This window comes from Streptomyces sp. E11-3, from assembly GCF_046540415.1.
Taxonomy (GTDB): domain Bacteria; phylum Actinomycetota; class Actinomycetes; order Streptomycetales; family Streptomycetaceae; genus Streptomyces.
Genome location: NZ_JAZGRL010000001.1, coordinates 1903969 through 1917848 on the forward strand (window position 1 = coordinate 1903969; position 13880 = coordinate 1917848).

A 13880-nucleotide genomic window follows, 5' to 3' on the forward strand; every position below is an offset into this window, starting at 1 on the left:
AGTTCACCGGGAGCCGCCCGCGTCAGATCTGCGAGAGCAGCCGCGTCAGTTCACCGAGAGCGGCCGGCGTCAGTTCTGCGAGGGCAGCGAGGCCGCGCCGGCGCCCGGCTCCAGGGCATCCAGCGCCCTGCGCAGTCCGGTCAGTTTGCGCTCAAGGTGGGCGGCCGTGGCCACCACCGCCGCGTCGGCCGCGTCGTCGTCGAGCTGCTTGGACAGCGCCTCGGCCTGCTCCTCAACAGCCGCGAGCCGCGCGGAGAGTTCGGCGAGCAGCCCGGCGGGCTCCTGGTTCTCCCCGATCGCCGCCCGGTCGCTGCCCTCGAGTTGGAGCCGCAGCAGCGCCGCCTGCTCGCGGAGTTGGCAGTTCTTCATGTAGAGCTCGACGAACACCGAGACCTTGGCCCGCAGCACCCACGGGTCGAAGGGCTTGGAGATGTAGTCCACCGCACCCGCCGCGTACCCACGGAAGGTGTGGTGTGGACCGTGGTTGATCGCGGTGAGGAAGATGATCGGGATGTCCCGGGTCCGTTCGCGGCGCTTGATATGCGCCGCCGTCTCGAAACCATCCATTCCCGGCATCTGGACGTCCAGCAGAATGACCGCATAGTCGTCCGTGAGCAGTGCTTTGAGCGCTTCCTCCCCGGACGATGCCCGTACCAGTTTCTGATCGAGCGCAGAGAGGATCGCCTCCAGCGCCAGCAGATTCTCCGGCCGGTCATCGACCAGGAGGATCTTGGCCTTCTGCACCATGGCCCGTCCTCCTCGCCCCGGCATCGCACCGGTCGCCGCCCCAGGGGACGACTCCCTTACGCCGCCCGTCCTTGTGCCGGTCATCGTAGCCGCACCCCACCTGTCGCCACACCCTGTCACCGTGATGTCACTGTGCACGTAGCAGAAACGCAGTAGGAGACCAGAAGGTTCCCCGAATATCGCACTCTTACACGACGTCGACCACGTTCCGTCAGCAACTCCCCGGGATTCGTACGCGATGTGTAGGCGCCCCGCTCACCCACCCATCACTCGTCGCTCATCCACCGCTCCATCACCGACAGCAGATGATCAGGGTCGACCGGCTTGGTCACATAGTCGGAAGCACCGGACTCGATGGCCTTCTCCCGGTCGCCCTTCATCGCCTTCGCGGTCAGCGCGATGATCGGCAGCCCGGCGAACTGCGGCATCCTGCGGATCGCCGTCGTCGTCGCGTACCCGTCCATCTCCGGCATCATGATGTCCATCAGGACGACCGTCGCGTCGTCGTGCTGTTCCAGGACCTCGATGCCCTCCCGGCCGTTCTCCGCGTACAGCACCGAAAGGCCGTGCTGCTCCAGCACGCTGGTCAGCGCGAAGACGTTCCGGATGTCGTCGTCGACGATCAGCACCTTCTCGCCGTGGAACCGGAAGGAACGGCGCTGCTGGGGGGCCGGTTCGTCATCGGGCGCCCACTGCTCCTGCGCGGGTTGCGCCGCTCCCGGCTGGCCCGGCAGCGCGGGCCGCTGCTCCGACGCCCGTGCGGACCTGCGGTGGCGCCGGAACAGCAGGCCGGGGCGCTCCGTGGCGTTCGTCGCCGACGCGGCCTCGGCTCCGTTGCCGCTGTCCGCCGCGGGCGCGTCCTCGGCCGACACCGGCTCCGTCGGCTCCTGGCCCGCGGAGTCCACCGCGCGAGCCGCGGCCGGCGGCAGCTGCGGGTAGCCGTTCGGCGGCAGTTCGCTGGGGTGCAGCGGCAGATAGAGCGTGAAGGTGGAGCCGCGCCCCGGCTCGCTCACCGCGTGGATCTCGCCACCGAGGAGCCGGGCGATCTCCCGGCTGATGGAGAGCCCGAGGCCGGTACCGCCGTACTTGCGGCTGGTGGTGCCGTCCGCCTGCTTGAACGCCTCGAAAATCACCCGCATCTTGCTGGAGGCGATACCGATACCGGTGTCGGTGACGGAGTACGCGATGAGGTCCGCGTCCGCGTCCCGCAGCGAGCCCGCTTCCAGCAACTGCTCCCGGATCTCCGCCGGCACATCGGTGTTGGCGGTCCTGATCACCAGCTCGACGGCGCCGCTGTCGGTGAACTTCACCGCGTTGGACAGCAGGTTGCGCAGCACCTGCAGCAGCCGCTGCTCGTCCACGTGCAGCGTCGCCGGCAGCTCGGACGAGACCCGTACCGAGAAGTCCAGGCCCTTCTCCGCGGTGAGCGGCCGGAAGGTCGCCTCCACGTAGTCGACGAGCTGGACGAGCGCGATCCGGGTCGGACTGACGTCCATCTTGCCCGCCTCGACCTTCGCCAGGTCCAGGATGTCGTTGATGAGCTGGAGCAGGTCGGACCCGGCCCCGTGGATCGTCTCGGCGAACTCCACCTGCTTCGGGGAGAGGTTGCCCTCCGCGTTGTCGGCGAGCAGCTTCGCCAGGATCAGCAGCGAGTTCAGCGGCGTACGCAGCTCGTGCGACATGTTCGCCAGGAACTCCGACTTGTAGCGCATCGACACCGCGAGTTGCTCGGCGCGCTCCTCCAGGACCTGCCGGGCCTCTTCGATCTCGGTGTTCTTGACCTCGATGTCGCGGTTCTGGCGGGCCAGCAGCTCGGCCTTCTCCTCCAACTCCGCGTTGGACACCTGCAACGCCTTCTGCCGGTTCTCCAACTCGGCCGAGCGCTCCCGAAGTTGCTCGGTCAGCTCCTGCGACTGCTTGAGCAGCAGCTCGGTCTTGGTGTTGACGCTGATGGTGTTGACGCTCGTCGCGATCATCTCGGCGATCTGGTTGAGGAAGTCCCGCTGGATCTGCGTGAACGGCTGGAACGAGGCCAGCTCGATCACTCCGAGCACCTTGCCCTCGAAGAGCACCGGCAACACGATCACCTGCGCGGGCGGTGCCTCTCCGAGACCCGAAGCGATCTTGAGATAGCCGGACGGCGCGTTCTCCACCAAGATGGTGCGCTTCTCCAGCGCGGCCGCGCCGATCAGGGTCTCGCCCGGCTTGAACGACGTCGGCATCGACCCCATCGAGTAGCCGTAACTGCCGAGCATCCGCAGCTCGTACGCCTCGTCATCGCCCTCCGCGCCGACGTCGGGGCCGTCCTCGGTGGGCATCGCCACGAAGAACGCTCCGTGCTGTGCCGAGACCACCGGCGTCAGCTCGCTCATGATGAGCCCGGCGACGTCGTCGAGGTCGCGGCGGCCCTGCATCAGGCCGGAGATCCGGGCGAGGTTGCCCTTGAGCCAGTCCTGTTCCTTGTTGGCGATCGTGGTGTCCCGCAGGTTGGCGATCATCGTGTTGATGTTGTCCTGCAGAACCTGGATCTCGCCCGCCGCGTCCACGTCGATCTTGAGGTTGAGGTCGCCTCGGGTCACCGCGGTGGCGACGGCGGCGATGGCGCGCACCTGGCGGGTGAGGTTCCCGGCCATCTCGTTCACGGACTCGGTGAGATCACGCCACGTACCGTCGACGTCCCTGACCCGCGCCTGACCGCCCAACTGGCCCTCGGTGCCCACCTCTCGGGCGACCCTGGTGACCTGGTCGGCGAAGCTGGAGAGCTGGTCGACCATGGTGTTGATGGTGGTCTTGAGCTCCAGGATCTCGCCCCGCGCATCGATGTCGATCTTCTTGGTGAGGTCGCCCTTGGCGATCGCGGTGGTCACCATGGCGATGTTGCGGACCTGCCCGGTCAGGTTGGAGGCCATGCCGTTCACGGACTCCGTCAGGTCCTTCCACGTACCGGAGACTCCCGGCACGCGGGCCTGGCCGCCGAGGATGCCGTCCGTACCCACCTCACGCGCCACCCGCGTCACCTGGTCGGCGAACGACGACAGCGTCTTCACCATGGTGTTGACGGTGTCGGCGAGCTGCGCGACCTCGCCGCGCGCCTCGACCGTGACCTTCTTGGTGAGGTCGCCGTTGGCGACGGCCGTGGCGACCTGGGAGATGTTCCGCACCTGACTGGTCAGGTTGTTGGCCATCAGGTTGACGTTGTCGCTGAGGTCCTTCCAGATGCCCGTGACACCCGGCACCCGTGCCTGGCCGCCGAGTTGGCCCTCGGTGCCCACCTCGCGCGCCACCCGCGTCACCTGCTCGGCGAACGACGACAGCTGGTCGACCATCGTGTTGACGGTCGTGACCAGTTCGAGGATCTCGCCCTTCGCGTCGACGGTGATCTTCTTGGAGAGGTCGCCCATGGCGACCGCCGTGGTGACCTCGGCGATGTTCCGCACCTGCAGGGTGAGGTTGTTCGCCATGCCGTTCACGGACTGGGTGAGGTCCTTCCACGTACCGGAGACGCCCTGGACCTCCGCCTGGCCGCCCAGGATGCCGTCCGTGCCCACCTCGCGGGCCACCCGCGTCACCTGGTCGGCGAAGGCCGAGAGCTGGTCCACCATCGTGTTGAGGGTGTTCTTCAGCTCCAGCATCTCGCCGCGCGCGTCCACGTCGATCTTCTGCGACAGATCGCCACGGGCCACCGCCGTCGCGACCTGCGCGATGTTGCGCACCTGGGCGGTGAGGTTGCCGGCCATGCCGTTCACCGAGTCGGTCAGGTCACGCCACACACCGGCCACGCCCGGCACCTGGGCCTGACCGCCGAGGCGCCCCTCGGTGCCCACCTCGCTGGCCACCCGGGTCACCTGGTCCGCGAAGGCGGACAGCTGGTCGACCATGGTGTTGATGGTGTTCTTGAGTTCGAGGATCTCGCCGCGGGCGTCCACGTCGATCTTCTGCGACAGGTCACCACGGGCCACCGCCGTCGTCACCTGGGCGATCTGCCGCACCTGCGAGGTCAGGCTGCCCGCCATGAAGTTGACGGAGTCGGTCAGTTCCTTCCAGGTGCCGGAGACGCCGTCCACCCGCGCCTGACCGCCGAGGCGGCCCTCCGTACCCACGTCACGCGCCATCCGCGTCACCTGGTCGGCGAACGACGACAGCTGGTCCACCATCGTGTTGACGGTGTTCTTCAGCTCCAGCATCTCGCCCGCGACATCCACCGTGACCTTCTGCGACAGATCACCGTTGGCGACCGCCGTCGTCACCTGCGCGATGTTGCGCACCTGCCCGCTGAGGTTACGGAAGGCGGTGTTCACCGAGTCGGTGAGGTCCTTCCAGGTGCCCGCGGCGCCCTGCACCTCCGCCTGGCCGCCCAGCTCACCCTCGACGCCGATCTCCCGTGCCACCCGGGTGACCTCGGCACCGAAGGCCGACAGCTGGTCCACCATCGTGTTGACGGTGTTCTTCAACTCCAGCATCTCGCCCGCGACATCCACGGTGACCTTCTGCGACAGATCACCGTTGGCCACGGCCGTCGTCACCTGCGCGATGTCCCGCACCTGCGTGGTGAGGTTACGGAAGACCGTGTTCACCGAGTCGGTCAGGTCCTTCCAGGTCCCGGCCGCGCCGGGCACGTTCGCCTGACCGCCCAGCTGACCCTCGGCGCCGACCTCGTTCGCCACCCGGGTGACCTCGTCCGCGAACGTCCGCAGCGTCTCGGTCATCTGGTTGATCGTTTCGGCGAGTTGGGCGACCTCACCGCGTGCGCTCACGGTGACCTTCCGTGACAGGTCGCCGCTCGCGACGGCCGTCGTCACCTCGGCGATCCCCCGCACCTGCGCGGTCAGATTGCCCGCCATCAGGTTCACCGAGTCGGTGAGGTCCTTCCACACCCCGGCCACACCCGGCACCTGCGCCTGACCGCCGAGCTCGCCCTCGGTCCCCACCTCACGGGCGACCCGCGTCACCTCGGACGAGAAGGACGACAGCTGGTCCACCATCGTGTTGACGGTGTTCTTGAGCTCCAGCATCTCGCCGGCCACATGGACGGTGACCTTCCGCGACAGATCGCCCTTGGCGACCGCGGTCGTGACGAGAGCGATATCACGCACCTGAGCCGTCAGCCGGTACGCCATGGTGTTCACGGAATCGGTGAGGTCCTTCCACGAACCCGACATTCCGCGCACCCGGGCCTGCCCGCCGAGCTTGCCCTCCGTGCCGACCTCGCTGGCCACCCGGGTCACCTCGTCGGTGAACCGCGACAGCTGGTCGACCAGGTTGTTGACCGTACGCCCGACCTTCAGGAACTCCCCGCGCAGCGGATGCCCGGCGCCGTCCGCCCCCTGCGCCCGTAGCTCCATACGCTGCTCAAGGTCGCCCTCGGCAACCGCCGACAGCACCCGGCCGACCTCGGAGACAGGTCGTACGAGATCGTCCACCAGGGCGTTCGACGCGTCGATCGCCGCCGCCCAGGAGCCCTCACCGGCTCCGTGCTCAAGACGCTCCGTGAGTTTTCCCTCACGCCCGACCATCCGCCGCACCCGCGCCAGCTCACCGGTCAGGTGCAGATTGCGGTCGGCGACCTCGTTGAACACGGCGGCGATCTCCGCCATGACCCCGTCACTGGAGACAGTCAGCCGCTTACGGAAGTTCCCGTCCCGCATGGCGACGAGAGCCGCCAAAAGCCTGTTCAGCGCCGCGGTATCCACCTCGGTGGTCCCGGAGCGCTGACTGTTCCGGGACGGGCCGCCCTTCGCCCGCGTGCTGGTGCCACGCGTCGCTGCGCCAGACTCCACTGTGTCCCTCCCGCAAGGGTCGACCGACCGCTCAGATTGTTCCGGTCATCTCTATGAGCTTGCCCAGTGTTTCACCATGGCCGAACCAGGCCATAACAGTTCGGCAGCTTCGCACCGTCCGTGCACTCTCCGGGCGGAAACACCGGCGACCGGCATCCGCATGAACGGCGAAGGTAAGTAACCTGGCACCCGGCTGTCCAACCACCCCGGTCCGCCCGGCCTGGGCGGTGGCACTTGATCTACGGGCATCGGAGGGGCGGCCGCACCATGAGTACGGGAGATCTCGGTGTCGAAACCCGGACAAGGAGTGCTGTGATCACCGCGCGGGCGGCTGCCAGTTTCGATCCCGTAGGGCGCTCGGTCGCGACCGCCCGCGGCTTCGTCCGCGACACCCTGCAGGGCTGGGGCTTCGCGGACATCATCGACGACGCCGTCGTCCTCACCAGCGAACTGGTCACCAACGCGGTCGTCCACGCCGGCACCACCGCCGACGTGAGCTGCCTGCGCACCGAGGACGCCGTACGCATCGAGGTCGCCGACCGCTATCCGGAGCGCGAGATCCCGCTCCAGCAGTCCCCCAGGAGCATGGGCAGCCCCGACCGCGAGGGCGGCCGCGGACTCCAGCTGTGCGCGGCCCTGGCCACCCGCTGGGGCGTCGAGTACACCCCCACCCACAAAGAGGTCTGGTTCCAGCTCGACCTCCCGGACCGCCCGATCGGCACCCGCAGCGCGGGCCCGGCCCTCCCCGTCGACCTGCTGCCCGTCGCCGACGGCCGGATCCGCGTCGCCGTCGTACAGATCGACCGCAGCGGCGCGGTCACCTCCTGGAACGAGGACGCGGAAGCGGTCTTCGGATACCCCACCGAGCAGGTCACCGGCAAACAGCTCACCGACTTCGCCGCCTGGCCGCACACCCCGGGCACCGGTACCGGCATCGCCGAAGCACTCCAACTGTCGCGCTGGGAGGGCAGCTACGGCATCCGCGGCGCCGACGGCCGCGTCATCCCCGTCTACGCCTCGCACCTTCGCGTCCGCGACAACGACGGCGAACCCTCGACTCTGTGCCTGATGGTCCGCGACCACGAGCGCGCCATCCTGCAGAGCCCACAGCGCGGCCCCGCGCCGGACGCCGCCGGCAACCAGGACGCCCAGGGCACCGACCCCTTCGACGCCTTCATCGGTACCCCGGCCCCCGACGACCTCGACGGCCTGCTGCAGCGTACGGTCGAGCGGGCCCGCGACATGCTCGACGGCGACGCCGCCTTCCTGCTGCTCGCCACGGACGACGAGACGGAGTTGGAGGTACGCGCCTCCACCGGCCTGCCGTCGGTCCGTCAGCGCTTCGCCCGCGTCCCCGTAGAGGCGGGTACGGGACGCTACGGCTCGGCCCGGATGCCCGCCGTCCACGAGGACCTGGCGACCGTCCCCGGCGCCGCACCGCTGCTGAACGGCACCGGCATGCGCTCGGTCGTCACCGTCCCTCTCAAGGTCGAAGGCCGCCTCACCGGCTCCCTCGGGGTGGCCGCCGAAGCCCCCGGCCGGTACGCGAACGAAGAGGCCCTACGCCTGCAGTTCGCCGCCGACCGCATCGCGCTGGCCGTGGAGTCGGCACGCCTCGGCGAGCTCGAACGGCTCCGCCGCGGCTCCCTCTCCTTCCTCGTCGAGGCCTCCGACCTGCTCGCCGGAACCCTGGACCGCGACCAGACCCTGGCCCTGATGGCCCAGATGACGGTGCCGACCCTCGCCGCCTGGTGCGCCGTCTACACCATCGCCGACCAGTCGTCGGACCCATACCTCTCCTACGTCCTGCACGAGGACGAGGAGCGCATCGACGGCCTCAAGGCCCTCCTCTCCCGCATCGATCCCCCTGACCCGGTACCCACGCCCGGCGCCCGCATCTGGAACGCCCCGTCCGAGGCCGCCCACCAGGCCGCCCTGCGCTCCTCGATGCGCAGTCTCGGCCTCGGCGAACCGACCCGGCTCGGCGGTGGCATCGGCACGACCCTGGCCACGGCCTCCGCCGTCGGCGGCGAGACGGTCGTCCTGCCGCTGGTCGCCCGCAACCGCGTCATCGGCATGCTGACCCTCGGCAAGCCCTCGGACGAACACTTCCGCCAGGAGATCCTCGAACTCGCCGAGGACCTCTCCCGCCGAGCCGCACTCGCCCTGGACAACGCCCGCCTCTACTCGGAGCGCATGGCCATCAGCCAGTCCCTCCAGCGCAGCCTGTTGCCGCCGGGACTGCCCCGGGTCCCCGGCGTGGAGGTCGACGTCATCTACCGCGCCGCGGGCGAGGGCAACGAGGTCGGCGGAGACTTCTACGACCTGTTCCCGATCCGCGACGGCGCCTACGGCTTCGCCATCGGCGACGTCTGCGGTACGGGCCCCGAGGCGGCCGCGGTGACCGGCCTGGCCCGACACGCCCTGCGCCTGCTCGCCCGCGAAGGATTCGGCGGCCCCGCGGTACTGGAGCGCCTGAACGCCGCGATCCTCGACGAGGGCGCCCGCAGTCGCTTCCTGACGCTCCTGTACGGGGAGTTGTGGCCGCAGGAGGACGGCAGCGCCATCCTCAAGATTGTCTGCGCCGGCCATCCGCTCCCGCTCCGCCTGCGCCAGGACGGCACGGTCGAGCCGTACGCGGACCCGCAGCCGCTGCTCGGCGTCATGGAGGACCTTGAGCTGTACGAGCAGACGGTCACCCTGGACCCGGGCGACGTGCTGCTGTGCGTCACGGACGGCGTCACCGAACGCCGCGAGGGCACCCGGATGCTTGGCGACGACGGCCTGGTGGACGTGCTGACCACCTGCACGGGCCTGACCGCAGGGGCGGTCGCCGCCCGCATCATGCGCGCCGTCGAACGCTTCGCCACCGACGCCCCGTCCGACGACATGGCGATCCTCGCGATGCGCGTACCGGAACCCCACTCGAACTGACCACCAGTCATCACCGGGCATCCGGAGCCTCAGCGGACACACGAAAAAGGCCTCCACCCGAATCGGGTGAAGGCCTTTTCTCGCTGAGCCCCCAAACGGAATCGAACCGTTGACCTTCTCCTTACCATGGAGACGCTCTACCGACTGAGCTATAGGGGCCTGCTGCCTGGCGGTTTTCCCGCTCGGCAACGGGATAGATCATACCCCGAACATCCCGGTGCGCCGAATCGCCTCCAACTGGCCTTCCTAGAAGGCAGGCTGGAGCAGCCCACCCAGCGCGTTACAGGCCGAAACGATCCGCTGCAGGTCCCGCCGCGAGAGAGCGGCCCCGACCGGCAGGGCCAGGGTCTCGTCGGCCGCACGCTCGGTCTCCGGCAGCAGAACGTCCCGACGGTACTCGGGCAGCCGGTGCACCGGCGTCTTCACGGGCACCCGGCACTCAACTCCCTTGGCCCGTACGGCCCGCGCGAACGCGTCCCGATCCGGCCGCCCGTTCCCGGGCACCCGCACCACGTACTGCTGATACGTGTGCCCCTCGACCGGCGCCGGCGTGACCACGCCCACGAGCCGCGCGTCGAGATAGCCGGCGTGTGTACGCCGCCACGCCGCATCGGCGGAGGTCTCCACACCGTCGGCCCGCTCCAACACCAGGAGGCCGTGCCGCCGCCCCACTTCGCCCAACAGCCCCATGTCAGCGGGGTGTCCGAAGCGGTGTACGGCGATGACGGCGGCGGTCCGCGATGTCACGGCCGCGGCTACCGCACCGGCGTCAAGGCAGTACGTGGCCGGGTCCACGTCGGCGAAGACGGGCAGCGCCCCCGCCAGCACAACGGCCTCGGCCATCTCCACGTTCCCGTACGCGGGCACGATGACCTCGTCACCGAGTCCGACGCCTGCGGCTCTGAGCATCGCTACTGTCCCCATGGCTGGGATGTTCGCCGCGCAACGTGAACACCAAGTGACAGAAAACAAAAAGACGCTGGTCCCCGAACCGAAGTTCGGGAACCAGCGTCTATCAAATTTAGTTCGGCGGCGTCCTACTCTCCCACAGGGTCCCCCCTGCAGTACCATCGGCGCTGTAAGGCTTAGCTTCCGGGTTCGGAATGTAACCGGGCGTTTCCCTCACGCTATGACCACCGAAACACTATNGGGGGAGAAGCCGAGAGCTTGGGGAAGGAGCCACCTGTCCTGTGGCGCCGTGCGGCGAGGGTGCGTGCCGGGCGTCGCTGCGCAGGCGGGGGTTCAAAGGCAGGCTCTTACGGGGCCACGCGTCCGTTCGCGTTGAACGCGGCATACGTGAGCGGCATCAGCTGCGCCCACTGCTGCTCCATCTGCTCGCCGACCATCTCGATCTCCCGCTGCGGGAAGGACGGGACCTTGGCGAGCTCGTGCTGGGTGCGCAGGCCCAGGAAGTGCATCAGGGAGCGGGCATTGCAGGTCGCGTACATCGAGGAGAACAGGCCGACCGGCAGCACCGCGCGGGCGACCTCGCGGGCCACGCCCGCGGCCAGCATCTCCTGGTACGCCTCGTAGGCCTGGCGGTAGGAGTCCTCCATGACGCGGCCGGTGAGCTCCTGCTGCGCCTGGGTGCCCTCCACGAAGACGTACTTGCCCGGGCGGCCCTCCTGGACGAGTTTACGGGACTCGCCGGGGACGTAGAAGACCGGCTGCAGCTCCCTGTACCGACCCGATTCCTCGTTGTACGACCAGCCGACGCGGTGGCGCATGAACTCGCGGAACACGAAGATCGGGGCGCTGATGAAGAACGTCATGGAGTTGTGCTCGAAGGGGCTGCCGTGGCGGTCCCGCATGAGGTAGTTGATCAGCCCCTTGGAACGTTCCGGGTCCTTTGTGAGCTCCTCGAGGGACTGCTCACCTGCCGTGGAGACACGGGCGGCCCACAGGACGTCGGAGTCGGCGGCGCTGTGCTTCACCAACTCGACGGTCACCTCACTGCGGAAGCTCGGCTTGAGGTCTTCGGCGGGGGTCTCGCTCACCGGCGGGGGTCCTTCCATTCGCATCGCTCGGGCGGCGCCCACTCTACGGCTCAGCACTGACAGTCCGACCGTTCGGCGTCGCTCTGGGACGTTCTTCGGTGAATTTCACGGATCCGGGCACCCGTGTGCCGTTTTGAACGTCTGTCTGAGTAGCAGCCATTCAATGCGAGGCCCCCGCGGCACCGTCCACGACATCAGAGGAGAAGCGCCCTTCATGTTCCGTCGGCGAGAGCCCGTCCCGTTCGCCTTCATCGCCGAGGCCGACAAGTTCCGCAGCAATGTCACTCCCCCGCCGCGCGAGCGCGCCACCCGCGGCCAGATACTCGGCCATGTGCTGATCGGCCTCACCGTCGTCAGCGGCCTGGTGGGCTCCCTGTTGTTCGGGCTGCCCGCTCTCTCGCCCGAGCAGTCACCGGCCAGTACGCAGCAGTCCGAGGCATCGGACGGGCGCTGACACGTCCGGACCCCCAGTGGTGGTCGCCGGCGGCACGCCTCGATAACCTCACCCGAGCACAGCCCTGTCAAGCGTGCATGGAGTGAGGAACAGTCGTGCCCCTGCCCTTTCTGACGGCCGACCGCGCATTCGGTGAAGTCGAATCCGACACCGATGTCGCGCTGCCGTACGAAGACCGCGACCTGTGGCGTCGGCCCTACCGTCCCGGGCCGTGGCGGGTCGGGGCCGCGGCGGTGCTGCTGCTGCTCGCCTCGTATCTGCTGTTCGCCGCGATGATCATCGCGTTGGCTGGCGGGCCGCCGGCCGCGGTGACCTGTGCGGGCGGCGCGGCGGTCGTGATCGCGGTCGCGCTGCGCATGCTGCGCATGGGCACCTGGGTCAGCGCGCGGGGGCTGCGGCAGGTGGGCTTCTTCCTGACCCGGACACTCCCCTGGGAGCGGGTCCAGGAGGTGCGCACCACCCAGCAGCCGGTGCGCTGGCTGGGGCTGCCGCGCACCGTGCAGGGGCAGGCGCTCGTCCTCGTACAGCAGGACGGCACGAAGGTCGCGGCGCCCCTGCTCACCGACCACAACGCCGACTTCATGGCCAGGTCCGAGGCCTTCGACAGGGCCGCGGACACGGTCGAGGCCTGGGCGTACGAATACCGTCAGGTTCCCGTGAGCGCCTAGGGGGCGTCTCCCCCTAGACCAGTACCGCTCTACGCCTGAGCCGACGCCGTTTCCGCGGCGTCGTGCAGGGCGATGGCGCGCTGCATCGCGTTGCGCGCGCGTGGGGTGTCGCGGGCGTCGTGGTAGGCGACCGCGAGGCGGAACCAGCAGCGCCAGTCGTCCGGGGTGTCCTCGGTCTCCGCGCGGCGCTGGGCGAAGACGGCGTCGGCGGAGTCGCGGTCGATGCGGCCGCTCGGAGTGCGCTTGAGCTCGTCGACGGGGAGACCGCCTTCGGCTTCGAGTTCGGCGGCCAGTTGGTTCGCGCGGCGGGCGAACTGGGTGGTCTTCCAGAGGAACCAGATGCCGATCAGCGGCAGCACCAGCACCGCGACACCGAAGGTGACGGTGAGCGCGGTGCCCTCCCGTATGAGCAGTACACCGCGGCTGCCGACCAGGCCGAAGTAGACGACCAGGACGGCGGCCAGGGCGAAGTACGTGATCTTTGCGCGCATGTCGGGCGACCGTTCAGTTGCCGAGGTCGAGGAAGTGTTCCAGGCCGAAGGTGAGACCCGGCGTGGACACGACGCGACGTACACCGAGCAGGATGCCCGGCATGAAGCTGCTGTGGTGCAGCGAGTCGTGGCGGATGGTGAGGGTCTCGCCTTCGCCGCCGAGCAGTACTTCCTGGTGGGCGAGCATGCCCCGCAGGCGTACGGCGTGCACCGGCACCCCGTCCACCTGTGCGCCGCGGGCACCGTCCAGGGCCGTGGTGGTGGCGTCCGGCTGCGGGGCGCAGCCGGCCTCCTCGCGTGCGGTGGCGATGAGCTGGGCGGTGCGGGTCGCGGTGCCGGACGGTGCGTCCACCTTGTTCGGGTGGTGCAGCTCGATGACCTCGGCGGACTCGAAGAAGCGGGCCGCCTGGCGGGCGAACTGCATGCTGAGCACCGCGCCGATGGAGAAGTTCGGCGCGATCAGGACCCCGGTGTCCGGGGAGTCGGCCAGCCAGGTGTTCAGCTGCGCGAGGCGGTCATCGGTCCAGCCGGTGGTGCCGACAACTGCGTGGATGCCGTGGCGTACGCAGAAGTCGAGGTTGCCCATCACCGATGCGGGGGTGGTCAGTTCGACCGCCACCTGGGCTCCGGACTCCACCAGGGTCTCCAGCTTGTCGCCCCGGCTCAGCGTTGCGACCAGTTCCAGGTCGTCGGCGGCTTCGACGGCTCGTACCGCCTCGGCGCCGATCCGGCCCTGGGCGCCGATGACGGCCACGCGCAGCTTGCTCATTGCTTCGTCCTTCTACGGGTGCGGATTCTCACGGGCTAGACGG

At 68.9% G+C, this 13880-nt stretch carries 9 protein-coding genes, 1 tRNA gene and 1 rRNA gene; 3 read left to right on the forward strand and 8 right to left on the reverse strand.

What is annotated here, in order from left to right:
• Positions 1-69 precede the first annotated feature (69 nt).
• Together U9R90_RS08515 and U9R90_RS08520 are read right to left on the reverse strand one after the other, a co-directional pair.
• A complete protein-coding gene (locus U9R90_RS08515) occupies positions 70-747 on the reverse strand; it encodes a two-component system response regulator (RefSeq protein WP_411055786.1) in 678 nt (225 codons plus the stop codon).
• A 266-nt stretch (positions 748-1013) separates the two neighbouring features.
• The gene (locus tag U9R90_RS08520; RefSeq protein ID WP_411055787.1) at positions 1014-6524 is read right to left on the reverse strand and encodes a HAMP domain-containing protein; all 5511 of its coding nucleotides are present in this window, start codon (positions 6522-6524) and stop codon (positions 1014-1016) included.
• Between the two features lie 267 nt (positions 6525-6791).
• Between U9R90_RS08520 and U9R90_RS08525 the strand changes: the two genes are divergently transcribed.
• Positions 6792-9458 carry a SpoIIE family protein phosphatase gene (locus U9R90_RS08525; RefSeq protein WP_411055788.1) on the forward strand — a complete coding sequence of 889 codons (2667 nt, stop codon included), beginning with the start codon at positions 6792-6794 and terminating at the stop codon, positions 9456-9458.
• Between the two features lie 86 nt (positions 9459-9544).
• On the opposite strand, the gene U9R90_RS08530 is transcribed toward U9R90_RS08525, so the two are convergent.
• The 4 genes from U9R90_RS08530 to thyX form a co-directional block, all read right to left on the reverse strand.
• Positions 9545-9617: transfer RNA gene (locus U9R90_RS08530), tRNA-Thr, on the reverse strand.
• 87 nt (positions 9618-9704) lie between these two features.
• The gene (locus tag U9R90_RS08535; RefSeq protein ID WP_411057681.1) at positions 9705-10367 is read right to left on the reverse strand and encodes a DegT/DnrJ/EryC1/StrS family aminotransferase; all 663 of its coding nucleotides are present in this window, start codon (positions 10365-10367) and stop codon (positions 9705-9707) included.
• Between the two features lie 115 nt (positions 10368-10482).
• A 5S ribosomal RNA gene (gene rrf, locus U9R90_RS08540) occupies positions 10483-10599 on the reverse strand.
• A 115-nt stretch (positions 10600-10714) separates the two neighbouring features.
• Positions 10715-11455: an FAD-dependent thymidylate synthase gene (gene thyX, locus U9R90_RS08545; protein ID WP_411055789.1), complete on the reverse strand. Its 741-nt coding sequence runs from the start codon at positions 11453-11455 to the stop codon at positions 10715-10717.
• Positions 11456-11669: 214 nt separating this feature from the next.
• On the opposite strand from thyX, the gene U9R90_RS08550 reads away from it, so the two are divergent.
• The gene (locus tag U9R90_RS08550) at positions 11670-11909 is read left to right on the forward strand and encodes a hypothetical protein (RefSeq protein ID WP_411055790.1); all 240 of its coding nucleotides are present in this window, start codon (positions 11670-11672) and stop codon (positions 11907-11909) included.
• A gap of 95 nt (positions 11910-12004) precedes the next feature.
• Complete coding sequence (locus U9R90_RS08555; protein ID WP_411055791.1) at positions 12005-12577, forward strand: PH domain-containing protein; 573 nt, start codon at positions 12005-12007, stop codon at positions 12575-12577.
• Positions 12578-12606: 29 nt separating this feature from the next.
• Here U9R90_RS08555 and U9R90_RS08560 read toward each other — a convergent pair whose 3' ends face one another.
• Together U9R90_RS08560 and dapB are read right to left on the reverse strand one after the other, a co-directional pair.
• Positions 12607-13068: a hypothetical protein gene (locus U9R90_RS08560; RefSeq protein WP_411055792.1), complete on the reverse strand. Its 462-nt coding sequence runs from the start codon at positions 13066-13068 to the stop codon at positions 12607-12609.
• 13 nt (positions 13069-13081) lie between these two features.
• On the reverse strand, positions 13082-13837 hold the full coding sequence (gene dapB / locus U9R90_RS08565) for a 4-hydroxy-tetrahydrodipicolinate reductase (RefSeq protein ID WP_411055793.1): 756 nt from the start codon (positions 13835-13837) through the stop codon (positions 13082-13084).
• Between the last annotated feature and the right edge of the window lie 43 nt (positions 13838-13880).

What these genes read in the sequence shown, in the direction of transcription:
- U9R90_RS08515 (WP_411055786.1), bottom strand. Translation starts at nt 747, where the DNA reads ATGGTGCAGAAGGCCAAGATCCTCCTGGTCGATGACCGGCCGGAGAAT.
- dapB (WP_411055793.1), bottom strand. Translation starts at nt 13,837, where the DNA reads ATGAGCAAGCTGCGCGTGGCCGTCATCGGCGCCCAGGGCCGGATCGGC.
- U9R90_RS08525 (WP_411055788.1), top strand. Translation starts at nt 6,792, where the DNA reads ATGAGTACGGGAGATCTCGGTGTCGAAACCCGGACAAGGAGTGCTGTG.
- U9R90_RS08550 (WP_411055790.1), top strand. Translation starts at nt 11,670, where the DNA reads ATGTTCCGTCGGCGAGAGCCCGTCCCGTTCGCCTTCATCGCCGAGGCC.
- U9R90_RS08535 (WP_411057681.1), bottom strand. Translation starts at nt 10,367, where the DNA reads ATGCTCAGAGCCGCAGGCGTCGGACTCGGTGACGAGGTCATCGTGCCC.
- U9R90_RS08560 (WP_411055792.1), bottom strand. Translation starts at nt 13,068, where the DNA reads ATGCGCGCAAAGATCACGTACTTCGCCCTGGCCGCCGTCCTGGTCGTC.